General features: G+C 74.4%; 17 protein-coding genes. 9 read left to right on the top strand and 8 right to left on the bottom strand.

Annotated features, from left to right (window positions below; genetic code table 11):
• Positions 1 to 112 precede the first annotated feature (112 nt).
• From ACIRRH_RS27475 to ACIRRH_RS27455, 5 genes are all read left to right on the top strand, one after another.
• Positions 113 to 2,269 (top strand): protease pro-enzyme activation domain-containing protein, encoded by a 2,157-nt coding sequence (locus ACIRRH_RS27475; protein WP_403072599.1) that lies wholly within the window; start codon positions 113 to 115, stop codon positions 2,267 to 2,269.
• A 311-nt stretch (positions 2,270 to 2,580) separates the two neighbouring features.
• Positions 2,581 to 3,597, top strand: coding sequence for an XRE family transcriptional regulator (locus ACIRRH_RS27470; protein ID WP_403072596.1), 1,017 nt, complete (start codon positions 2,581 to 2,583; stop codon positions 3,595 to 3,597).
• A gap of 184 nt (positions 3,598 to 3,781) precedes the next feature.
• Positions 3,782 to 4,252 (top strand): VOC family protein, encoded by a 471-nt coding sequence (locus ACIRRH_RS27465; protein ID WP_403072593.1) that lies wholly within the window; start codon positions 3,782 to 3,784, stop codon positions 4,250 to 4,252.
• A gap of 24 nt (positions 4,253 to 4,276) precedes the next feature.
• Positions 4,277 to 5,188: a pyridoxamine 5'-phosphate oxidase family protein gene (locus ACIRRH_RS27460; protein ID WP_403072590.1), complete on the top strand. Its 912-nt coding sequence runs from the start codon at positions 4,277 to 4,279 to the stop codon at positions 5,186 to 5,188.
• Positions 5,189 to 5,395: 207 nt separating this feature from the next.
• Positions 5,396 to 6,721, top strand: coding sequence for a peptidoglycan-binding protein (locus ACIRRH_RS27455; protein ID WP_403072588.1), 1,326 nt, complete (start codon positions 5,396 to 5,398; stop codon positions 6,719 to 6,721).
• 41 nt (positions 6,722 to 6,762) lie between these two features.
• Here ACIRRH_RS27455 and ACIRRH_RS27450 read toward each other — a convergent pair whose 3' ends face one another.
• Both ACIRRH_RS27450 and ACIRRH_RS27445 read right to left on the bottom strand, forming a co-directional pair.
• The gene (locus ACIRRH_RS27450; protein ID WP_403072755.1) at positions 6,763 to 7,515 is read right to left on the bottom strand and encodes a TrmH family RNA methyltransferase; all 753 of its coding nucleotides are present in this window, start codon (positions 7,513 to 7,515) and stop codon (positions 6,763 to 6,765) included.
• A gap of 39 nt (positions 7,516 to 7,554) precedes the next feature.
• The gene (locus ACIRRH_RS27445; protein WP_403072585.1) at positions 7,555 to 8,202 is read right to left on the bottom strand and encodes a TetR/AcrR family transcriptional regulator; all 648 of its coding nucleotides are present in this window, start codon (positions 8,200 to 8,202) and stop codon (positions 7,555 to 7,557) included.
• A gap of 187 nt (positions 8,203 to 8,389) precedes the next feature.
• Here ACIRRH_RS27445 and ACIRRH_RS27440 point away from each other — a divergent pair, with 187 nt between their 5' ends.
• A complete protein-coding gene (locus ACIRRH_RS27440) occupies positions 8,390 to 8,539 on the top strand; it encodes a hypothetical protein (RefSeq protein ID WP_403072582.1) in 150 nt (49 codons plus the stop codon).
• Between the two features lie 23 nt (positions 8,540 to 8,562).
• Here the strand turns inward: ACIRRH_RS27440 and ACIRRH_RS27435 are convergent, their stop codons facing one another.
• From ACIRRH_RS27435 to ACIRRH_RS27420, 4 genes are all read right to left on the bottom strand, one after another.
• Positions 8,563 to 10,716 carry an FUSC family protein gene (locus ACIRRH_RS27435; RefSeq protein WP_403072579.1) on the bottom strand — a complete coding sequence of 718 codons (2,154 nt, stop codon included), beginning with the start codon at positions 10,714 to 10,716 and terminating at the stop codon, positions 8,563 to 8,565.
• A gap of 9 nt (positions 10,717 to 10,725) precedes the next feature.
• Positions 10,726 to 12,000 (bottom strand): HTTM domain-containing protein, encoded by a 1,275-nt coding sequence (locus ACIRRH_RS27430; RefSeq protein ID WP_403072576.1) that lies wholly within the window; start codon positions 11,998 to 12,000, stop codon positions 10,726 to 10,728.
• Entirely contained in the window at positions 11,997 to 12,659 is a 663-nt protein-coding gene (locus ACIRRH_RS27425) for a DUF5819 family protein (protein WP_403072573.1), read from the bottom strand. The genes ACIRRH_RS27430 and ACIRRH_RS27425 overlap by 4 nt, the downstream gene beginning before the upstream one ends.
• A 73-nt stretch (positions 12,660 to 12,732) precedes the next feature.
• A complete protein-coding gene (locus ACIRRH_RS27420) occupies positions 12,733 to 13,998 on the bottom strand; it encodes a rhodanese-like domain-containing protein (RefSeq protein ID WP_403072570.1) in 1,266 nt (421 codons plus the stop codon).
• 214 nt (positions 13,999 to 14,212) lie between these two features.
• On the opposite strand from ACIRRH_RS27420, the gene ACIRRH_RS27415 reads away from it, so the two are divergent.
• Complete coding sequence (locus ACIRRH_RS27415) at positions 14,213 to 17,059, top strand: SpoIIE family protein phosphatase (protein ID WP_403072567.1); 2,847 nt, start codon at positions 14,213 to 14,215, stop codon at positions 17,057 to 17,059.
• A gap of 80 nt (positions 17,060 to 17,139) precedes the next feature.
• Here the strand turns inward: ACIRRH_RS27415 and ACIRRH_RS27410 are convergent, their stop codons facing one another.
• A complete protein-coding gene (locus tag ACIRRH_RS27410; RefSeq protein ID WP_403072564.1) occupies positions 17,140 to 17,832 on the bottom strand; it encodes a hypothetical protein in 693 nt (230 codons plus the stop codon).
• A 279-nt stretch (positions 17,833 to 18,111) separates the two neighbouring features.
• Positions 18,112 to 19,881, bottom strand: a complete 1,770-nt coding sequence (locus tag ACIRRH_RS27405; protein ID WP_403072752.1) for a phosphatidylglycerol lysyltransferase domain-containing protein — start codon at positions 19,879 to 19,881, stop codon at positions 18,112 to 18,114.
• Between the two features lie 401 nt (positions 19,882 to 20,282).
• On the opposite strand from ACIRRH_RS27405, the gene ACIRRH_RS27400 reads away from it, so the two are divergent.
• The gene (locus tag ACIRRH_RS27400) at positions 20,283 to 20,936 is read left to right on the top strand and encodes a response regulator (RefSeq protein WP_403072749.1); all 654 of its coding nucleotides are present in this window, start codon (positions 20,283 to 20,285) and stop codon (positions 20,934 to 20,936) included.
• Positions 20,933 to 22,078 carry a sensor histidine kinase gene (locus tag ACIRRH_RS27395; protein WP_403072561.1) on the top strand — a complete coding sequence of 382 codons (1,146 nt, stop codon included), beginning with the start codon at positions 20,933 to 20,935 and terminating at the stop codon, positions 22,076 to 22,078. The genes ACIRRH_RS27400 and ACIRRH_RS27395 overlap by 4 nt, the downstream gene beginning before the upstream one ends.
• Positions 22,079 to 22,154 lie beyond the last annotated feature (76 nt).

The following is a 22,154-nucleotide window of genomic DNA, read 5'->3' as shown; positions in this document are numbered from 1 at the left end:
TTGCCTGGCCATGAGCCACTTCGCACACGGGTTCTGTCATGTTCTAGCCAGCGTTCTCGACCTGAACGCCTGGCCCCTTGCCGGCCCCCACAGCCGGCCGGAGGAGGATCCGTTGCGCCCCCGCTCCCTTGCCCTCGCCGCGGCGATAGCCGTGCTGCCGCTGACCGCCGTCTCGCTCGGCGTCTCCACCGCGCAGGCCGCCACACCCAACGCCACCCCGCGCGTCGCCCTGCCGAACACCGTGAACCCCGCAGTGGCCCACTCGGAGAAGAAGGGTGACGTCCCGGCCGCGCAGCAGATCGCGGTGTCCGTCAGCCTGAAGCTGCGCAACACCGACGCCCTGGACCGCTTCCTCACCGCGGTCGCCACCCCGGGCACCCCGGAGTACGGCCACTACCTGACGCCGGAGCAGTTCACCGCGCAGTTCGGCCCGACCCAGGCCGCCGTCGACCAGGTCAGGACCTACCTGGCCCAGCAGGGCCTGACCGTCACCGACGTGAGCGCCAACCGCCAGGTGGTCAACGCCCACGGCACCGCCGCCCAGGTCTCCCAGGCCTTCGGCACGCACGAGAGCTCGTACCTCGACCCGCAGCTCCAGCGCGCCTTCTTCGCCAACGACGCCGCCGCATCGATCCCGTCCGACCTGGCCGCCGTGGTCCAGGGCGTCAGCGGCCTGGACAACCACGCGGTGCGCAAGAACCGCCTGGCCACGCCGAACGCGGTCACCCCGAACACCGCGAGCTCCACCCCGAGCGGTATGGCCCCGGCCCAGTACACCGGCGCCTACAACCTCAACAGGACCGGCGCGGACGGCACCGGCACCACGGTCGCGCTGTGGGAGTTCGACGGCTACAAGTCCTCGAACCTGACCACCTACGACTCCCAGTACGGCCTGTCCGGCCCGGCCGTCTCCACCGTCTCGGTGGACGGCGCGAGCTACGACTCCGCCCCCGGCCAGGGCCAGGGCGAGGTCGAGCTGGACAGCGAGATCGTCCGCGGCGCGGCGCCCAAGGCCACCCAGCTGGTCTACGAGGCGCCCAACAGCGACCAGGGCGAGATCGACATGGCCAACAAGATCGTGACCGACAACCGGGTCTCGGTGGTCTCGATCTCCTGGGGCTCCTGCGAGCCGGACACCACCGCCTCCTCGATGACCGCGGTCGACAACGCCTTCAAGCAGGCCGCCGCCCAGGGCATCTCGATCTTCTCCGCCTCCGGCGACGACGGCTCCCGCGACTGCACCCGCTCCACCAGCGGCTCGACCGTCAAGGCGGTCGACTTCCCGGCCTCCAGCCCGCACCAGACCGGCGTCGGCGGCACCAACCTCAAGGTCTCCAGCAGCAACACCTACTCCTCGGAGAGCGCCTGGAGCACCGCCGGCGGCGGCGTCTCCACCGTGTTCGCCAAGCCGAGCTGGCAGACCGGCACCGGCGTCAGCGGCACCATGCGCACCGTCCCCGACGTCTCCTCCAACGCCGACCCGGCCAGCGGCTTCGCGATCTACACCGCCGGCGCCTGGCAGGTCTACGGCGGCACCAGCGCGGCCGCGCCGCTCTGGTCCGGCTACGCGGCCCAGTTCAACCAGAAGGCCAAGGCCGCCGGCCAGCCGGTCCTCGGCGAGGCGAGCCCGCGGCTGTACTCGGTGGCGAACAGCAGCAGCTACGGCAGCACCTTCCACGACGTGACCACCGGCGCCAACCAGGACTTCTCCGCCAAGGCCGGCTACGACCAGGTCACCGGCTGGGGCTCCCCGGTCGCCGACGCGCTGACCACCGCCCTGCTCGGCGGCGGCACCACCCCGCCGTCCGGCGGCTGCACCGCCGCCCAGCTGATCGGCAACGGCGGCTTCGAGAGCGGCACCGCCTCCCCGTGGACCGCCTCCAGCGGCGTGATCGACAACAGCGCCTCCCAGCCGGCCCACTCGGGCAGCTGGAAGGCCTGGATGGACGGCTACGGCTCGGCCCACACCGACACCATGTCGCAGACCGTCTCGATCCCGGCCGGCTGCGCCTCCGCCAAGCTGACCTTCTGGCTGCACGTCGACACCGCGGAGACCGGCTCCACCGCGTACGACAAGCTGACCGTCCAGGCCAACGGCACCACGCTGGCGACCTACTCCAACACGGACGCGGCCGCCGGCTACGTCCAGCGCACCCTGGACCTGACCTCCTTCGCCGGCAAGAGCGTGACCGTCACGTTCACCGGCACCGAGGACTCGTCGCTCCAGACCAGCTTCGTGATCGACGACGTCGCACTGAACGTCAACTGATCACCGGCCGGTAGCACCACCGAACCCCCGCCGGGGCGGAGCCGTCAGGGCCCGCCCCGGCGGTGTCCGTCCCCTGCCCTCCCCGGGCGGTCCGCCGGCCCGGGAGGGCCCGTGTCCACGGCTTGTGTTTCCGGACTGTTTCAAGATCGCTAACCCTTCGGTCCACCTGCCGTGACCACTGTCATACGCACGACTGATGACGTAGCCTCTCGACCGTGCATAGGGTTCCCCAAAGCTCGGTGAAGCCGCTCGCGGCGCGCCCCGGCGCCGGCCCGGTCCCACCGAACTCACCTGGTGGGGAGGTTCACCGCATGGCCGCACAGCAGCCTCAGGACGCCGCGCGACTGCGGCTGGTCGGGTCGCACACGGAGCGCCCCGGCCCGTCCGGACCGGCTCCCGCCACCGTCCCCGCACCGCCCCCCGGCCGGCTCGCCCCGGTCGGCGGCTTCGCGGACACCCTGCACCTGGCCATCGAGGCCAGCGGCCTCAGCCTGGACCGCATCCGCGCCGCCCTGGCCGGCCGCGGCGTCAGGGTCAGCGTCACGACCCTCAGTTACTGGCGGCGCGGCCGCAGCCAGCCCGAGCGGGCCAGCTCGCTGCGCGCCGTCCACCTGCTGGAGGAGCTGCTCGGCCTGCCGCACAGCGCGCTCTCCTCGCTGCTCGGCCCGCCGCGCCCGCGCGGCCGCTGGGCCGCCGCGGCCAACACCTGCCACCTCGGGCTGGAGGACGTCTGGCCGGGGGAGCAGGAGATCGCCAACATCTTCGCCGAGCTGAACGCCCCGCCGGCCGGCGAGCTGGAGCGCCTGAGCATCCACGACTCCTACTACGTGGACGCCGAGCGGCGCGGCAACCTGCTGCGGATGCGCCAGGTGGTGCGCGCCACGGTCGGCGGCGTCGGCCGCTGCCTGGTGGTGCACATGGCCGACGAGGAGGCGGCCGGCTGCCCGGAGATCACCTCGGTGCGGCACGGCCGGCTGGGCCGGGTGCGCCGCCGCCCGGAGGCCGGACTGATCGTCGCCGAGCTGATGCTGGACCGTCCGCTGGGCCTCGGCGACAGCACGGTCTTCGAGTACGAGGTGGAGATCCCGCCCGGCGGCCCGACCATGGAGTACAGCCGCCGCTTCGCCACCCCGGTGCGCGAGTACGTGCTCCAGGTGCACTTCGACCCGGCGGCCGTCCCGGCGCACTGCGAGCGCTACGACCGGGAGCCGGGCGCCGACGTCGACCACCGCCGCGAACAGCTGTGGATCGGCGCCTCGGCGAGCGCCCACGTCCTGGCCCCGGACCAGCAGCCGGGCCACATCGGCATCCGCTGGGAGTGGGCGTAGCCCTTCCCCTCCTCCAGCCCCGCCGGACCTGACGGTCAGGCGGGGCTTTCGCATGCCCGCCCGGAAAACCTGACCGCCCCACTGCGAAGAACTGGTTGACGGCATATCACCTAACTCCTAATCTCATGAGTACCGGTTAGGCAGCGGCCTCGCCGGACACCGACGCCTCCGGGAGCGACCAGGCATGTCCACCACCACCCAGCTCCGCACCCTGCAGACCGGCCACGTGGGTCTGAACGTCACCGACCTGGCCCGCTCGATCGACTTCTACCGCGCCGTCCTCGGCCTCCAGGTCACCACCGAGGGCACCGACCCCGAACGCCGCTACGCCCTGCTCGGCCGCGACGGCCGCCTGGTGGTGACGCTCTGGCAGCAGAGCACGGGCAGCTTCGCCACCGCCGGCCCCGGCCTGCACCACCTCTCCTTCGAGGTCGAAAGCCTCGACGAGGTCCGCGCCACCGAACGGCTGCTGCGCGAGCTGGGCGCCGGGTTCGCCTACGACGGCGTCGTCCCGCACGGCGAGGGCTCGGCCTCCGGCGGCATCTTCTTCACCGACCCGGACGGCATCCGGCTGGAGGTCTACACCCGCACCGGGGTCGACGGGACCGAGGCCGCCGCCCCCAACTCCGACGCCCCGACCTGCGGCTTCTTCTAGGAACCGGACCCCTGGGAGCCGACCGTGACCACCACCGACACGCCGTACCACCCCGGCGAGCGGGCCGCCCAGGCCCGGGCCGGCCGGACCGAGCGGGCCGACCACGCCGGCCGGGCGATCCGCCGCACCGTCCCGGCGGTCGCCGCCCGCTTCCTGACCGAGCGCCGGATGCTGGTCGTCGGCGCCGCCGACCGGGACGGCCGGGTCTGGGCCACCCAGCTGGCGGGCCCGGCCGGTTTCCTCTCGGCCCCGGACGAACGCACCATGGCCGTCGCCGCCCTCCCGGCCGCGGCCGACCCGCTGGCCGGGGCACTGGACCGCCCCGCCCGGGTCGGCACCATCGCGCTGGACCCGGCCGGCCGGCGCCGGATGCGGCTCAACGGCCGCTCCGTTCCGGACGGCCGGGGCGGGCTGCTGGTGCACGCCGACGAGGTGGTCGCCAACTGCCCGAAGTACATCCAGCGCCGCACCCCGACGGACCGCCCGGCCGCCGGCCCGCCCCGTACGGTCGCCGCCGGCCCGGTGCTGACCACCGCGCAGCTCCTGACGGTGGCCACCGCGGACACCTTCTTCATCGCCAGCACCGGCCCGGACGGCGGCGTGGACGCCTCCCACCGCGGCGGTTTCCCCGGCTTCCTGGAACCGGTGGCGCCGAACCGGCTGCGCTGGCCCGAGTACCCGGGCAACAGCATGTTCCTGACGCTCGGCAACCTGGAGCTTGACCCGCGGGCCGGCCTGCTGCTGCCCGACTGGGAGACCGGTGGGTCGCTGCTGGTCACCGGCGAGGCCCGCACCGACTGGTCCGAGGAGGCCCGGCAGGGCGTCCCGGGCGCCGAGCGGATCGTCGAACTGACCGTCACCGGCGTGGTCGAGCTGGCCGACGCCACCCCGCTGGCCTGGACCGACCCCGAGTACTCACCCGCCATCCCACGCTGACCACGCCTCACCCCTGCCGGCCGCTCCCACCGACCCGCGCCACGCTCCGGGGCCGAACGAGTGTCACCCGTTCGGCCTAACCCATCGTGACGCACCCCGCCTGCTTTGGGACTTTGGTCCCGATAACACGCGGAATGGGCCCGGGAAGGCCACTCCTGTCCCGCCGTCAGGCGGCGACCAGGAAAGACCGCAGGAAAGAGGCGGAGCATGACCCTTACCGATCCCCTGTCCCCGCTCATGGAGTTCGACGAGGTCGAACCGGCGGAGGACTGCATATGCGGGGGCTGCAGTGCCCGCCGACGCGCACGGCGCACCGCCGCGCCGGTCCACGAGGGCGGCCACGCCGCCGCCCGCAGCGTCCGCCGCCGGGCGGCCGTGCTGATGGCCGCCGTGGGCACCGCGATAGGCGGCGGGACGGCCGCCGCCGGCTCCGCCACCGCGGCCCCCGCTCCCACCCCCACTCCGGGCGGCAGCAGCGCCGCCCGGCCGCAGACCCCCCAGGGCGAGGTCAGCGGCCTCTACGGCCAGGCCCCGGGCGCCCGCACCTTCGCCGCCCCCCGCGCCGCCGCCGCACCGGTCACCCGGGCACAGATCATCCAGCGCGCCCAGAGCTGGGTCGACCAGGGCGTGCCGTACAGCATGAGCCGCTACTGGTCGGACGGCTACCGCCAGGACTGCTCCGGCTTCGTCTCGATGGCCTGGGGCCTGGGCAGCAGCCAGACCACCTGGACACTGCCCGGCTTCGCCGAGCGGATCGGCAAGAACGACCTCCAGCCCGGCGACGTGCTGATCTACAACAACCCGGCCAACCCGCAGGCCGGCTCGCACGTGACGATCTTCGGCGGCTGGACCGACTCCTCACGCACCACGTACGTGGCCTACGAGCAGACCGGCCCCGCCACCAAGAAGCGCTCCACCCCGTACGCGTACTGGAACAACTCCGGCTCCTACGTCCCGTACCGCTACACCGGCCTGTCCGCCGGCGGCAACGGCGGCGGCACCTCCTCGACCGCCTTCCCCGGCGCCGACAGGTTCGGCCCCGGCGCCGACAACGCGTACGTCACCGAGCTCGGCCGGATGCTGGTGCAGCGCGGCGGCGCCGCGTACTACTCCTCGGGCCCCGGCCCGCGCTGGAGCGAGGCCGACCGCAAGGCCACCCAGGCCTTCCAGCTCGCCCAGGGCTGGCGCGGCAGCGAGGCCGACGGCATCCCCGGCAAGGACACCTGGGACCACCTGGTCAACGGCAAGGGCCGCAACATCGACGGCGGCACCCCGCTGCCGCCCGCCACCGGGGGCTCCGCCTTCCCCGGTGCGCAGTACTTCGGCCCCGGCCAGAGCAACGACCACGTCCGGCAGCTCGGCGAGCAGCTGGTCCGCAAGGGCTTCGGCGCCTCGTACAGCGTCGGCCCCGGCCCGCGCTGGACGGAGAGCGACCGCCGGGCCGTCCAGGCCTTCCAGCAGGCGCAGGGCTGGCGCGGCAGCGAGGCCGACGGCTACCCCGGCCCGGACACCTGGCGCCGGCTCTTCTCCTGACGACCCTCCCGAGGCGCGGTGCCCACCCCGGGCGCCGCGCCTCAGCGCTTCCCGGACATCCAGTGGAACAGACCCATCGCGACGCTGGTCGCCAGGTTGAAGCTGGACACCCCCGGCTGCATCGGCACCGCAACCAACTGGTCGGCGCGCGCCTTGAGTTCGGCCGAGACACCGTGCCGCTCGGTGCCAAAGGCCAGCAGCGCGTCGTCCGGGAACGGCACATCCCGGATGTCCGCGCCCTCCGGGTCCAGCACGTACAGCGGCCCGCCGGGCAGCTGCTCCAGGGACAGCCGCTCCACAGCAGTCGCGAAGTGCAGCCCCGCACTCCCCCGCAGCACGTTCGGATGCCACGGGTCCAGGTCGCCGGTGGTCACCACCCCGGTGGCACCGAACCCGGCCGCCAGCCGGATCACCGCCCCGACGTTCCCCAGGTTGCGCGGATTCTCCAACAGCACCACCGGCGCCTTCCGCGGCCGACGGCCCAGCACCGCCCGGTTCGCCTCGGCGCCGGGCCGCACCGCCAGCGCGGCCACCCCCGTCGGGTGCAGCCGCGGCACGAGCCGCCGCAGGGCCGCCTCCGGCAGCTCCACCGCGAGCCCGTCCAGCTCCGGAACGACGTCCCCCGCCAACTCACCCGCCAACGCCAGCAAGGCCCCCCGGTCGGCGGTCAGCACCCGCCGCACCTCACCCCCGAACCGCAGCGCGTGCTTCAGCGCGTGGAACCCGTCCAGCAGCACCGCCCCCGGCTCCCGCTCGGCCGCCCGCCACGCCCGCACCAGCTCGTCCTCGTCCATGATGCTCACGCGCCCACCTTCGCTCCGCTCATCGCCCGCTCACTCTGTCACCCGTCCCCGAACCGGCTCACCGGGACGTCCGGCCGCGGCGACCACCTCGTCGAAGCCGAGCGCCCGACCCGGCGGGCCGTCCGGGGCGGCGGCCAGCCCGGCCAACGCCAGGTCCAGGTGCCGGTGGACCAGCGAGCCGTCCGCATCCAGCGCCGCCAGGGCACCCGGCAGCGGGCGCGACACCCGGACGCAGAGCAGCACCAGGTCCCCCATCCCGACGTCGGGGCGCAGCCGCCCGGCCTCCCGCGCAGCGCGCAGCAACCCCTCGACGGCCACCACGGTGCCCCGACGGACCGCCATCAGCTCCTCGTCCACCACCAGGTGCTCCAGCAGCACCACGATCGCCGCACCCATCCGCAGGTCGGCGGCGGCGTGCACGAAGCGGCGCAGCGCCAGGTACGGGTCCGGCTCGGCCAGCCGCGCCTGCCCGGCGGCCTCGGTGAGCCGGGCCAGCAGGTCGGTGACCAGCGCCCGGACCAACGCCTCCCGGTCGGGGAAGCGCCGGTAGAGAGTGGCCGGCCCGATCCCGGCCCGCCGCACCACCGCGTCCAGCGGGGCGTCCGGGCCCCGTTCCAGGAACACCTCGCAGGCGGCGTCCAGGATCCTGCGGCGGCTGCGTTCCGCGTCGGCCCTCATCCACGGCTCCCTAACCGGAGAAAAACTCTCCCCCTATGCTAGCGCCGAGACCATCGGCACCGGCCCGACCCGTTTCCTCCTCCGCTTCCACGACGACGTCCCCATCACCGGCCCCGGCCACAACGCCTTCCCGGTCCGCATCGGCGCCACCGGCACCCTCGCCGACGGCACCGAAGTCCTGCGCGTCATGCACGAGTTCGCCGACACCCCCGACGGCCTCCGGATCCGCCTCACCGTCCAGTTCCCGGAAGCCGCCCCCGACCTCCTCCTCACCGGCCACCAGTGGCACTTCGCCTGCGAGTCCACCAACTGGCTCCGAGCCGCCCATGCCGCCTGACCACAGGGGCGGCCGTCGGAAGATCAGCCGGCCTCCAACGCCGCCCCGCCCCCACCCTCCCGAAAGCCCCCCGTCGACGAGCTCCCCCGCAAGGCCCGCTCCAGATCCCGCAACGCCTGCCCCACCAACCGGGTCCCCGCCCGCACCACATCCCGCTGCACCCCCGCCGGCACCCCCGCCAACTCCTCCTCCAACCGCGCCTGCGCCGCCCGCACCGCCTCGAACTCCACCGGCTGCCCGGTCAGCAGCGCCGCCGCCGCGAGCGCCGTCGCCAGCCGCAGCTCCTCCGCGTACTCCCCCGTCCCCGGCACGGGCTCCGCGTCCGCCGCCGGCAGATGGGCCTCCAGCAGCACGGCCGCCCGCCCGAGGGCTCCGACCGCCGCCCGGGCCCGGTCGATCTGGCGCCGGCTCACCCCGGCCAGCCCGGACTCGTGCCGCCCCGGTTCGGCGTCGGCCCGCTGCATCGCCTGGATCAGCTCGGACCGCGCCTCCCGCGAGTCCAGCAGCGCGCTGCGCACCGCCCGTCCGCGCGGCGCCGCCGGCTTCTCGTAGCAGGCGATCACCGCCCCCGCGTACCGTCCGGCCGCCGCCAGCCACTCGGCGAGCCGTTCGCCGAGCCGGGCGGTCTGCCAGGTCGGGAACAGCGCGTACGTGACGAGCGCGATCGATCCGCCGAGCAGCGTGAGCCCGACCCGTTCGACGGCCGTCACCAGCGGGTTGCCCTCCTGCAGCCCGAGCAGGAACACCACGTACGTGGAGATCCCGACCGTGGTGAGCGCGTACCCGGTCCGGAACGCCAGGTACGACCCGCCGATGCAGACCACCGCCAGCGCGGCCAGCACCCATTCCCCGGGGTGGACCAGCTGCACCACCAGCGTCGAGGCGGCGACCCCGACCACCGTCCCGGCCAGCCGGGCGACGCCCCGGCTGTAGGTCTGCGCGAAGTCCGGCCGCATCACCATCGCGGCGGTCATCGGCGCCCAGTAGCCGTGGTGGAACCCGGCGAGCCGGGCCAGCAGGTAGGCGACGGTGACGACCCCGGTGAGCCGGACGGCGTGCTGGAAGATCGCCGAGCGCGGCCGCAGCTGCCGCCGGACGGCCCGGGCCGCGACCGGCAGCATCCGGGCGATGGTCGGCTTGTGCAGCGCCCCGCCGGCCCCGACCACGGGCGTGGTGATGGTGTCCTCGTCGTTGCGGTCCAGGGTGTCCGCGGCCTTCCGCAGCAGCCCGCCGAGCCGCCGGGCGGAGCGCCGGGCCGCTCCCTGGAGCCGCGGCCCTTCGTCCGAGCCGGCCAGGGTGAGCGAGGGCGCGGAGCGGGGGAGCCGGACCGGGTCGCCGGTGCGGATCGCCCGGGCGAGGGCGTCCATGACCTCGGCGGCGGCCGCCAGCACCTCCCGGGCCCGGTCCCGCTCCGCCCCCTCCTCGGGGGCGCCCACCTTGGGGTCGGCGAGGGCGGCGAGGGTGGGCCGGATGCGTTCGGCGATGCCGCGCAGGCCGCGCAGCTCGGGCGGACGGTGGCGGTCCTGCCAGGGGGTGAGGGCGGCCGCGTGGCGGGCCGTCATGAACGGCTCGGGGTCCACGTGCGCGGTCGGGTCCTGCCGCAACCTCCGGGCGTAGTCGGCGAGTTCGGCGTAGGTGTCGGCGAGGGCCTCCCGCTGGGCGGCCCAGCTGCCGATCGGCCAGACGGTGATGACGGTGGCCTGGACGACCCCGCCGAGGGCGGCGACCAGCCCGTGGCCGAGCGCGGTGGCCACGCTGACCGGGAGCTGCACGACGATCAGCATCACCGAGACGGTGTTGGTGGCGACCACCCCGGCGGTGGGCCCGATCGCCCAGGCCAGCCCGGCGCCGAAGGCCCACACCGCGAGCAGCACCGGGAAAAGCCCGGGGACGCCGGCGGCCAGGTAGCCGAGGAGGGTGCTGATGCCGAGTCCGGCCCCGGCCGCCACGGCGAGGCTGGCCCGGGGCCGGAAGCTGCGCTGGAAGGTGGCCGAGCCGGCGATGAACGCGCCCATCGCGGCCGAGGTGGCGAGCGCGACGCCGCCGAGCGCGAGGGTCGGGAAGAGCACCAGCGCCACCGCGACCGCCCCGCGCACCGCCCTCTTGGGGTCGGTCAGCGCCCGGTCCAGGGTGAGCCCGGTCCGCGCGGTGTCACGAAGTGCGGCGAACCAGGACATAGCGACATCCTAGGGGGCGAGCCTGCGCCTGATCCGCCTCAGCCGCGCCGCCGCCCACAGCAGCGCCCCGGTGGGTAGGAACACCGCGTCCGCCGCGATCATCGCCAGCGAGAAGACCGGCAGCCCGAGCACCACCGCGATCCCCGCGTGCTCCAGCACCATGACGGCCAGCAGGACGTTCTTGACCCGCCGGTTGAGCAGCGTGAACGGGAACGCCACCTGGAGGACGACGGTGCCGTACGAGATCAGGAAGACCGGCAGCAGCGCCGAGCCGACCAGCGCGGACAGCCCCGGCCAGGGAGTGAAGTAGTCCAGGTGCAGCGGGTAGTACAGCGCGGTTCCGTCCTGCCAGCGCGAGCCCTGCACCTTGTACCAGCCGGCCGTGGCGTAGATCAGCACCACCTCGACGGCGATCACCAGCATCGCGCAGTTGTGCACCATGTTCGCCAGCCCGTCGAGCACCGCCCGCGGCTCGCCGTCCGGCCGCAGCCGGCCGAGCGTCCACCAGAGCCCGGCCACCGCCCAGAGCCCCCAGAACAGCGGCGACCAACCGAGGTACGGGAAGGCCCGGTCGGTCCAGGTCAGGCTGTCACCGGCGAAGCCGCCGAACTGACAGACGGCCAGGACGGCCCCGAGCACCGCCCAGAGCGCCACCCCGGTCCGCCCCGGCCCCGGCCTCCTGGCGTCCAGCGACCAGACCTCGGCGCAGCGGGTGAAGACCAGGTAGACGGCCATCAGGTGGACGACGTTGTCACCGCCGTCGCCGAGGAAGACGTCGCGGTTCTGCAGGGACAGCACGGTGACCAGGAACAGCACCGTGCTCGCCCTGGTCCGCCAGCCCAGCAGCACGGCCAGCGCCGCCAGCACCGCCAGGTGGTAGACCAGCTCGAACCAGAGCCGTCCGCCGAACCAGGGCAGCACGGTGAACGCCCCGTTGTCGGTCAGCAGCCGCTCGGCCAGCTCCATCGACCAGGGGGAGCGGTCGCCGTACAACATCCGCCGGTTGGGCCACTCGCGCAGCAGGTAGGCCAGCCAGACCAGCCCGAAGCCGATCCGCATCACCGCGGCCTGGTGCCGGCCGAGCACCCGCCCGGTGAAGGCCTCCATCACCCGCCCGAGCGGAGCCCCCGGCCCGCGCGCCTCCCGAACCGCCCCGGACTCCACCGCCCCGGACTCCATCGGCCGCCCGGCGCCGGCCTGCCGCGGCACGCCGTCCGACGGCAGCGCCCCGTCCGGTGCCACAGCCCCGTCCGGTTGCCCGGCCCGCACCGTCGCCTCGTTCATCCGAGCAGCCCCCGGTAGTCCTCGTCCGCCACCGGCCACCAGGGCAGCTCCCGCACCCGGGGCGCCGGCGGCTCGGCCTCGCCGCTCCAGGACGGCGGCGGGACGGTGGCCGCGGTCGACCGGAACTGGATCTCCAGGATCCGCTCACCGTCCGCCTCCCGGCCGATCCGCTGCAGGGCGATCCGCTTGAGGTACTGCTTGGCGAGCGCGCCGCGCGGGGAGGCCGCGGTCTCGTCCTGCGGGTTGTGCGAGGCGTCGTAGAAGTCCCAGGCCCGGCGCAGCAGGTTCTGCTCGACGTGGCTGGGCGCCGGGTTGCCCCGTATCGCGGCGACGTCCTGCGCGGTCAGCCCGATCCAGTCGTGGGTGCGGGCCGTCCCGTCGGGCGCGGCGGTGCGGACCCGGGCGTCCACGCTCACGTTCTGCTGCAGCGGGTTGGGCGCGAACAGCTTCCAGTTCTGCTCGAACTCCGGGTACACCACGCCGTCGAGCTCGTCCCGGTACTGCCGGGACACCGAGTTGGCGGGCGCGACGTGCAGGAACACCGCGGCGAGGAACAGCCCGGTGCCGCCGGCCAGCACCGCCCCGGCGAAGCCGAGGACCAGCTGCGCGGGCCTGGACCAGGCCCGCCCGGCAGCCGGCCGGTCCGTCGTCTCGGTCATGGCACCCCCGCCCGGTCGGCGGGCGCCGGCCCGGTGCCGGCGCGCTCGCGCGCGCCCATCCTGCCCCAGACCGTCAGAGGACGAAGGCCTCCTGGCCGGTGCTGCTCACCATGGGACGGCCCGCACCCTGCCACGCGTGCATCCCGCCGTCGACGTTCACCGCGTCCCGGCCCTGCTGCACCAGGTACTGGACGACCTGCGCGGAGCGGCCGCCGACCCGGCAGAGCACGTACAGCTTCTCGTCCGGCAGCTCGCCGAGGCGGGCGATCACCTCGCCGATCGGGATGTGCAGCGCGCCGGCCACGTGGCCGGCGTCCCACTCGTCCTGCTCGCGCACGTCCAGCAGGGCGGCGTCGGTGGGCACGGCGGCGGCGTCGGCGGAGGGGATCTGCGGGAACATCGTGTGGCTCTCCTGATCGGGGTACGTCCCGGCCGAAGGCTGGGGGACGGTCGGGTGCGTGCCATTGTCGCCCACCGGCGCCGTACCGCGGCCGCCGGAGGACGCGTCGGCCGGGCCGCCGAGCAGCCGCTCCAGCTCGGCCTGCCGCTCGGCGGCCTTGGCCAGCAGCTCCTCGGCGAGCTGCTCCAGCAGCCGGTCCGGATCCTGCGGGGCGAGGGCGAGCAGCTGGCCCATCGGGGTCTGCTCCAGCCGGACCTGCTCGGCGGCGGTCTCGGCGATCTTGGCGGTCAGCCAGTCCAGCCGGCGGCGCAGCCAGTCCGGGCGGTCGGGGGCGTCGACGGCGGGCGCGGCCTCCGGCGCGGTGGACCACTCGGTGGCCAGGGCCCCCAGCGCGGCCGCGTCCCCGTACGCGTAGGCCTCGTTGACCCGGGCCAGGAAACCGGCCCGGCGCTGCTGCTCGGCCGGGTCGGTGGTCAGGTCGGGGTGGGCGCGGCGGACCAGCTCGCGGTAGATCCGCTGGGCCTCCTTGCCGGGCCGCACCCGCTCCGGCGCGGCGGGCGGCGGCGGGGCCGTCTCCCCGTCCTGGCCGGACTGCTCCAGCACCGAGTCGAACAGCGCGTCCAGGTCCGGCAGTTCCTCGACCTGCCGGCGCGCCTCGGCGGCCCGGCGCAGGTCCTCGGGACGGCCGGTGCGGGCCGCCACGGCCTCGGCGACCAGTGCGTCCAGCTCGTCCAGCCGGGCGTAGAGCGGGCCGAGCAGCTGGTGGTGGATCAGCGCGAAGTTGTCGATCTCGACCCGCAGCGTCTGCACGTCCACGTCCATGCTGAGCCAGGCCAGCTCCGCGGCGGCGACCCGCTCCTCCAGCTCTCCCCCAGCCTCCGGCCGGGGGTACCCCCAGCGCTCCGGGTCCGTCCAGCGGGCGGGGCTCTGTGCGCTCACTTCTCGCCTCTGTCTCGTCCGGCCGGCTGCGTCCTGCGGACCACCCGTACGGGCGGTCCGGCCTGCCACCCTACCGCCGTGGTCGCAGGCCCCGTCCGGGTGAACCAGGGGTACGGACCGGCGCGCGGCACGCGACACACAACCGATCCTGAGGAATCTCCCCGTTTCGGTGTCGAGTCCGGCCCGGTCCGTGCTTCGCTGGTATCCGCACAGCGTGCCTTCCTCCGGAGAGACGGCCGCCCCGGGCGCGGCGGCCAGGCGGGAGCAGAGCGGATCCATGGTGGCCGAGTCCAACTCCACACCGCGGCCGGCGGGCGACGGAACCGCGTCGGGTGACCACCCGACGGGTGTGGCCGCCCTGGTCCGGCTCGCCCCCGTCCTGGTCGACCGGTCCGGCCGGATCGCGCAGTGGGGCCGGGCAGCCGAGGAGCTGTTCGGCCACCGCGCCGAGGTCGCCCACGACCGCCCGGCCTCCGGCCTGCTGCCCGCCCTGGACTCCCGGGTGCTCGAACGCTGCTCCGTCCGCCGCCACTGCGACGCTTTCGACACCCTCGCCGAGCGGACCGCCGACGGCCGGCCCTGGATCGGCCGGCTCACCGTCACCGACCGGGAGGAGCACCAGCGCGACGTGCTCTGGTGGGCCTACCCGCTGCCCGGCCCGTCCGGCGGACTGCTGGCGCTGGCCGCCGACGCCCGCCCGCTGCGCTCCACCGGGCCGCGGCTCGCGCTCGGCGAGCGGCTGCTCCCCTTCGCCGCCGCGCCCGGCGCCCGGGGCGGTTTCCACACCCTGGCCGCGGCGCTCACCCCGGCCGGGCGGCCGGTGCCCGAACCGCTGGCCCGGCTGCTGCCCGCCACCCACCGTGCGGCGCTGCTGGCCGCGCTGGAGCAGGGCGGGCTGCCCGCCCTGCGGCTGGACCCGGCCACCGTGCTGCCGGTGCTGCCCGCCGACGCGCAGACCGGTACGGCGCACGCGGCCGCCGGCCTCGGCCGCCGCTACCCGACGCCCCAGCAGCGCGCCGCCCGGATCGGCCCGCCGCCGCAGCCCGAACAGGGCGCGCCCGGCCGCCGTCCGCCCTGGCCGCTGCCCGTCCAGCGCGAGACCGCCGAACGTCCCCCCGCCCAGTCCGCCGTCCCCTCCGCCGTCCGGCCGGTGGCCGTCGGCGGCGCCGCGGCGGACGGCGGCCCGTCCGTCCCGCCCCCGGCCTCAGGCCGGGAGGTGCCGCCACCCACCGCAGGAGCAGCCGCCATCAAGCACACCGCCGTCGAGCCCTCCGCCAACGGCCACCCCCCGCTGCACACCGACCAGGCCCCGCCCGTCCCCGTCCTGGTCCCCGCCCCCGCGGCCGGCGAGGGCCCGCCCGGCGGACGGCTCGGCTCGTTCCTCACCAACGGGCAGGCCGGCGAGCAGCTGGCCCTGCTGAACGAGGTCGGCGGCAAGGTCGGCACCACGCTGGACCTCGGCTTCACCGCCCGCGAGCTCTGCCAGGTGCTGGTCCCCCGGATCGCCGACTTCGCCTGCGTGGACCTGGTGGACGGGCTGATCGCGGACTCCGAGCTGCCGGCCGCCCGCCCGGACGACGACACCATGCTGCGCCGGGTCGCCCTGGTCTACAACGAGACCGGCGGCGCCTGGGACCACGTGCTCTCCGAGGGCTCACTGGTCAGCATGCCCCGCCGCACCCCGCCCGGGATGGCCCTGCAGCTGAACCAGCCGGTGCTGGTCCCGGTGGTCAGCTCGGACGTCGCGGTCGACTACGCGATCGCCCTCGGCGGCGTCCGGCTGGCCCCGGTGGTCTCCGGCCGCTCGATGCTGGTCGTCCCGCTCTCGGCCCGCGGCACCGTGCTGGGCATCCTCAAGCTGCTCCGGCTGCCGGACCGCGCCCCCTTCGACGAGAGCGACGCCGCGACCCTCAAGGAGCTGGCCGTCCGCGCCGCGCTGTCGCTGGACAACGCCCGGCTGCACCGCGCCGAGGCACGGGTCGCCACCACCCTGCAGCGCTCGATGATCCCGACCCGCCCGCCGCAGATCCCCGGCGTGCAGATTGCCCACCGCTACCTGCCCGGCGACCCCAAGGCCGAGGTCGGCGGCGACTGGTTCGACGCGATCCAGCTGCCCGGCAGCCGGGTCGCCCTGGTGGTCGGCGACGTGATGGGCCACGGCCTGCACTCGGCGGCCGCGATGGGCCGCTTCCGCACCGCCATGCAGACCCTCGCCGCCCTGGACCTGCCGCCCGGCCAGCTGCTGCGCCACCTGGACAACCTGGCCCACAAACTCGGCGACGACCACCTCGCGACCTGCCTGTACGCGGTCTACGACCCGATCAACCGGACCTGCGAACTGGCCAGCGCCGGCCACGTCCCGCCCGTCCTGGTGCACCCGGACGGCACCGGCGAACTGCTGGAGATCCCGGCCGGCGCGCCGATCGGCGTCGGCGGGGTGCCGTTCGTCGCCAAGACCATCGACGTCTCGGACGGCTCGATGCTGGTGCTCTGCACCGACGGCCTCGTCGAGGTCCGGGGCGGGGACATAGGAGCCGGCCTGGCCGCGCTCTGCGGCAACCTGATCGACCCGCAGCAGAGCCCCGAGCAGGCCTGCGACGAGGTGCTGCGGCGGCTGCACTCGGACGACCGCAAGGACGACGTCGCCCTGCTGGTGGCCCGCTTCGACGGGGTCGCCCCGTCCGAGGTGGCCACCTGGGACCTCACCGTGGACCACCGCGAGGTCCGCAGGGCCCGCTCGCTGGTCCGCGAGCAGCTGGCCGGCTGGCACCTGGAGGCGCTCAGCGACACCACCGAGCTGCTGGTCAGCGAGCTGGTGACGAACGCCGTGCGGGTCGCCCGGGACACCGTGAAGCTCCAGCTGATCCGGGTGGACAAGCTGCTGGTCGAGGTCAGCGACGACAACCACAACCTGCCCTCGCTGGAGCCGGCCGAACAGCTCGGCGAGACCGGCCGCGGCCTCACCCTGGTCACCAAGCTCGCCGAACGCTGGGGCACCGCCCGCAAGGCGGTGGGCAAGGTGGTCTGGTTCGAGCTCCCGCTCCCGCTCCCGCACGCCTGACGGCCGCACCGGCGGCGCCGGACACCGAACGGCCGCGTACGGGCACCCGTACGCGGCCGACGAGACGTGATCAGCACCCGTCAGGGGATGACGGCCTCCGCCGAGCGGCGCCGCCGAGCCTCCACCGCGACCTCCCGCGAGGCGGCCGCGGCCACCGAGGTGGCGGCGCCGACCCCGGCCAGCACCCTCGGCCAGAAGTCCCCGAAGACCTCCACCGAGACGGCGATCAGCAGCGCGGTGATCACCGCGACCACGTGCTCCAGACCGGCCAGGTTCGGCAGCACGACCGCCTCGCCGATCATCACCGCCACCACCAGGCCGCCGGTGAACCAGGCCCGGCAGCGGAACGCGATGCAGATCGCCAGCGCCACCACTGCGGCCGAGGGCCCGGTGTCCCGCACGTAGGAGACCCACTTCGGGAAGCCGAACACGTGGTGCGGCCCGATCGCCACACCGACCCGGGCGAACAGCGTGCCCGCCAGGGTGCACGCGTAGGCGACCACCAGGGTCATCCGCCGGCCGAGCACGATCTCGGCGATGGCGAAGACCACGAACACCTGGGCCAGCGCCCCCCAGACCGGAAGGTCCAGCGCCGGCACGTACAGGGAGAGCGGGGTCCGCAGCAGCGAGACCTCCAGCGGCAGCGCCGCCCGCACCACCCCGATGTTGTTGACGAAACGCTCGCCGCCCGGCAGGTGCTGGACGATGCTGAACAGCAGGATCAGAAACGTCGCCAGCGTGGCCAGCGGAACCGCGGCGAACTTCTTTCGCACCACCGCGTCCCGGACCGTCGCGAACAACGTTCCCCACTCGGCGACAGCGGCCGATCTGGCGATTGCCAGCGGCCGCTTTCGCACGCCCCCCGCGTGGGTCCTGTGAATCACAACCGTTTCTCCGAATCCCCGAACTCTCGACTACTGCAACACATTAGAAGCCCGTTAACACGGCCACATCGGCATGGATGGGGATAGGGGTCATCCTCAGGGGGGAGGCCACTCCCCCAACGGACCCCCAATTCGGCCGACCGGCCCCCTCCGCCCCCCGACGGAGGGCTACCCCTTCCCGTCCCGTGCCGCCACCGGGAGCCGGGGCGCCACCACGGCGGCCCGGGCGTGCCGGCGGCGGAACAGGGCGGGCAGGCTCGGCGCGACGATGAAACCCTCGGCGCGCGCGCTCGCGATGCCGATCCGCGGAATCTCGCTGCTCTTCTCGAAGAGCAGGTAACGCGGCTCCCAGATCGGCCGGTACTTGGCATTGGCGCGGTACAGCGACTCGATCTGCCACCAGCGCGAGAAGAATCCCAGGATCGAGCGCCACAGCCGCAGCACCGGGCCGGCGCCGAGGCGCGAACCCCGCTCGAAAACCGAGCGGAACATCGCGAAGTTCAGCGACACCCGCTTCAGCCCGACCTCCTCGGCCCGCTGCAGCAGTTCGATGACCATGAACTCCATCAGGCCGTTCTCGGTGTCCCGGGCCCGGCGCATCAGGTCCAGCGAGAGCCCGTCCGGGCCCCACGGCACGAAGCTCAGCAGCGCCCTGAGCTCGCCGTCCCCGTCGTGGCACTCCAGCATCACGCAGCGGCCGTCGCCCGGGTCGCCGAGCCGGCCGAGCGCCATCGAGAAGCCGCGCTCGGTCGCCCCGTCGCGCCACTCGTCGGCCTTGGCCACCAGCTCGGCCATCTCCGCCTCCGAGATGTCCTCGTGGCGACGGATCCGCACCGTGTACCCGGCCCGCTTGACCCGGTTGTAGGCCTGCCGGACCACCCGCATCGCACGGCCGTCCAGCGAGAACTCGTCCAGTTCGACGATCGCCTCGTCGCCCAGCTCCAACGCGTCCAGCCCGTGCCGGGCGTAGATCACCCCAGCCTCCTCGGAGGCCCCCATGACGGCCGGCGCCCAGGCGTGCTCGCGGGCCTCGGCCAGCCAGGCGTCGATCGCGCCCGGCCAGGCCTCCGGGTCGCCGATCGGGTCGCCCGAGGCGAGCGAGACGCCGCCGATCACCCGGTAGGTGACCGCCGCCTTGCCGCTGGGGGAGAAGATCACCGCCTTGTCCCGGCGCAGCGCGAAGTAGCCGAGCGAGTCCCGCTCGCCCTGCTTGTCCAGCAGGCCGCGCAGCCTGGCCTCGTCCTCGGCGGTGAGCAGTTCCTTGCCGCGCGGGCTGCGGAAGGCCACGTACAGCACCAGCAGGAAGAGCAGTGCGCCCATCGCGTTGATCGCGGCGTTCACCCAGGTCGGCGCGGCGATCACCGAGCGCAGGTGCTCGGACGGGGTGATCGTGATCATCCGGCCGACGGAGTACCGGAACAGGTCCCAGAAGCCGGCGCCGGACAGCTCGTTGGTCATCCAGACCAGCAGCGCGCCGACCCCGCCGCCGAACGCCAGCCCGCCGACGAAGGTGGCCGCCGCGGTCTTCGGGTTGGAGCTGTCGCCCTTGGACGTGAACTCCTTCCGCCCGACCAGCAGCGTCAGCACGAACAGGCAGGTCAGGACGGTGGAGAAGTAGTTGAGCGGGTGGGTGTCGAAGCGCTCGTCCGGCACCACCATGGCCGCCAGGTACAGCAGCGCGAACGTGCCGCCGAGCGCCGCGTTGAAGATCCACGCGGCCCGCTTGCGCCGCCGCATCGCGATCGCGAGGAACACCGACAGCACCGCGCTGGCCAGCCCTGAGGTCATCAGGTACGGGGTGAAGTACTCGCCCTCGTTGTGCTCGCTGACCTGGTTGCGGAAGGGCACCAACAGCACTGTCGCCACGTTCAGCAACGCGATCAACCGCAGGTACCAGACGGAGGCCGCGGCGGCCCTCGGGCGCCAGCGGTCCAGCACGCCGCCGGGACGGGGCCCCGGGGATGTGGCGGACGGCTCCGACTTCACAGTGGACGACACAGCTCAATTCCAAACGATCAGATGGTGGGGCGCATCCGCAAACGGCCCGGCGTCGGGCGCCCGTTCTTGCCCGACGGACTGACCGGCGACCTCACCCGGCCGACCGCCGAATGGAGAAGCGGCCGGGAAAGGGTCAGCCAACTCCATGGTTCCCCACCGAAGCTGAGAATTGCGTGAACCGGGTAGCGGATTCCCACCCCCGCCGAACGGCGGGGGTCATCACCCCCCACACGTTCGGCGCCCCGACCCGGCTGCCCCTACTCTCGACTCGAAACGACCCACGCGGACCGCCCCGACCCGGCCGCCCGAACCGAGGAGGCACCATCACCACCACCCGCGTGCTGATCGTCGACGACGAGATCCTGGTCCGCTCCGGCCTGGGCCTGATCGTCGGCTCCGCCGCCGACCTGGAAGTGGTCGGCGACTGCTCCGGCGGGCAGGCCGAGGAGCACGTCCGGCGGCTGCGCCCGCACGTGGTGCTGCTCGACATCCGGATGCCGGACCTCGACGGCATCTCCGTGCTGCGCCGCCTGCGCGCCCTGCCCGACCCGCCCGCCGTGGCGATGCTCACCACCTTCGACACCGACGAGTACATCGGCACCGCGCTGCGGGCCGGCGCGGCCGGCTTCCTGCTCAAGGACACCGCCCCCGAGCAGCTGGTGCACGCCGTCCGGGTGCTCGCGGCCGGCGGCAACATCCTCTCCCCGACCGTCACCCGCACCGTGATCGGCGGCTACGTGGACGGCGGCGGCCCGGACGCCGAGGCCACCGCGCTCGCCCGCACCCTCACCGGCCGTGAGCTCGACGTGCTCTCGCTGCTCGGCGAGGGCCTGTCCAACGCCGAGATCGCCGACCGGCTCTTCCTCGGCACCGGCACCGTCAAGGACCACATCAGCGCGATCCTCGGCAAGCTCGGCGCCGCCAACCGGGTCCAGGCCGCCGTCCTGGCCCACCGGGCCGGCCTGGTCCGGCCCAAGCCCGGCGACGGGGCATGACGGCCGCCGACCAACTGCCGTCCAGACGGCTGCCGGCCTGGTGCACCGCCCCCTGGCTGATGCTGCTGCTGCCCGTCCTGTACTCCCTGCTGGACGCCGGCCTGGTGGCCCGGGAGGCCACCTGGTGGCAGGTGGCGCTGTCCACGCTGGCCGCCGTCGCACTGTTCTGGCGCCGCCGCTTCCCGGTGACGGTGCTGCTGCTCACCATGCCGGGCAGCTGGGTGGACGAGATCTGGCTGGCCCCGATAACGGCCGTCTACTCGGTGGCCGCCGAGCGCCCCCGCCCCCGGGTCGTGGTCCCCTGCGGCATCCTGTTCGCCCTGGTCGAGTTCTTCCACTGGCCGCTGCCCGAGGACGTCATCACCCTCAGCCGCGCCACCGCGCTGGACGCCATCCAGGCCGTGATGCTGGCGGCCGGCCCGGCCGCCACCGGTCTGCTCGCCCGCACCCGGCGGGAGCTGGCCGTCCGCCTGGACGAGCTGACCCGCGGCCAGGAGCGGGAGAGCCGACTGCTGGCCGAGCGGGTGCTGATCAGCGAGCGCGGCCGGCTGGCCCGGGAGATGCACGACGTGGTCTCGCACCAGGTCAGCCTGATCAGCATCCAGGCCGGCGCGCTCCAGGTGAGCAGCCCCGATCCGGCGGCCGTGACCGCCGCCCGCACCATCCGCGAACTGTCCGTACGGACCCTGGACGAGCTGCGCCAGATGGTCGGGGTGCTGCGCGGCACCGGCGGGCTGCCGGACGCCCCGCTCGCCCCGCAGCCCCGGCTGGCCGACCTGCCCCGGCTGATCGAGGAGAGCGGCCTGGCCGCCGACACCGAGCTGGTCCCCGGCGACCGCCCGTGGCCGGAGGCGGTCGAGCGGGCCGCGTACCGCACCGTCCAGGAGGCGCTCACCAACATCACCAAGTACGCCCCGGACGCGGCGGTGCACGTGCGGGTCCGGGCGAAGGGCCGCCGGCTGCGGGTCGAGGTCCGCAACGAGGCCCCGCCGGTGCACCCGGCCGAGATCCTGCCGGGCGGCGGCCACGGCCTGGTCGGCCTGCGCGAGCGCGCCCAGCTGCTCGGCGGCACCCTCACCGCCGGGCCGACCCAGGACGGCGGCTTCGAGGTCCGCGCCGAACTCCCGGCCAGCCGCGGCTGACCCGTCCCGCCCCCGGCCCCGTACGGCCCGGCGCCGGGCGGCGCCAGGACAACGAGAAAGCCCCGCAGATCCGTAG

This window comes from Kitasatospora sp. NPDC101235, assembly GCF_044767505.1.
In the GTDB taxonomy this organism is placed as follows: domain Bacteria; phylum Actinomycetota; class Actinomycetes; order Streptomycetales; family Streptomycetaceae; genus Kitasatospora.
The sequence above is the reverse complement of the archived record's forward strand: the minus strand, read 5'-3'. Positions and strand labels throughout refer to the sequence as shown.

Coding starts and splice junctions, on each gene's coding strand:
- ACIRRH_RS27455 (WP_403072588.1), top strand. CDS start 5,396: ATGACCCTTACCGATCCCCTGTCCCCGCTCATGGAGTTCGACGAGGTC.
- ACIRRH_RS27440 (WP_403072582.1), top strand. CDS start 8,390: ATGCACGAGTTCGCCGACACCCCCGACGGCCTCCGGATCCGCCTCACC.
- ACIRRH_RS27425 (WP_403072573.1), bottom strand. CDS start 12,659: ATGACCGAGACGACGGACCGGCCGGCTGCCGGGCGGGCCTGGTCCAGG.
- ACIRRH_RS27470 (WP_403072596.1), top strand. CDS start 2,581: ATGGCCGCACAGCAGCCTCAGGACGCCGCGCGACTGCGGCTGGTCGGG.
- ACIRRH_RS27430 (WP_403072576.1), bottom strand. CDS start 12,000: ATGAACGAGGCGACGGTGCGGGCCGGGCAACCGGACGGGGCTGTGGCA.
- ACIRRH_RS27465 (WP_403072593.1), top strand. CDS start 3,782: ATGTCCACCACCACCCAGCTCCGCACCCTGCAGACCGGCCACGTGGGT.
- ACIRRH_RS27450 (WP_403072755.1), bottom strand. CDS start 7,515: ATGGACGAGGACGAGCTGGTGCGGGCGTGGCGGGCGGCCGAGCGGGAG.
- ACIRRH_RS27435 (WP_403072579.1), bottom strand. CDS start 10,716: ATGTCCTGGTTCGCCGCACTTCGTGACACCGCGCGGACCGGGCTCACC.
- ACIRRH_RS27395 (WP_403072561.1), top strand. CDS start 20,933: ATGACGGCCGCCGACCAACTGCCGTCCAGACGGCTGCCGGCCTGGTGC.
- ACIRRH_RS27445 (WP_403072585.1), bottom strand. CDS start 8,202: ATGAGGGCCGACGCGGAACGCAGCCGCCGCAGGATCCTGGACGCCGCC.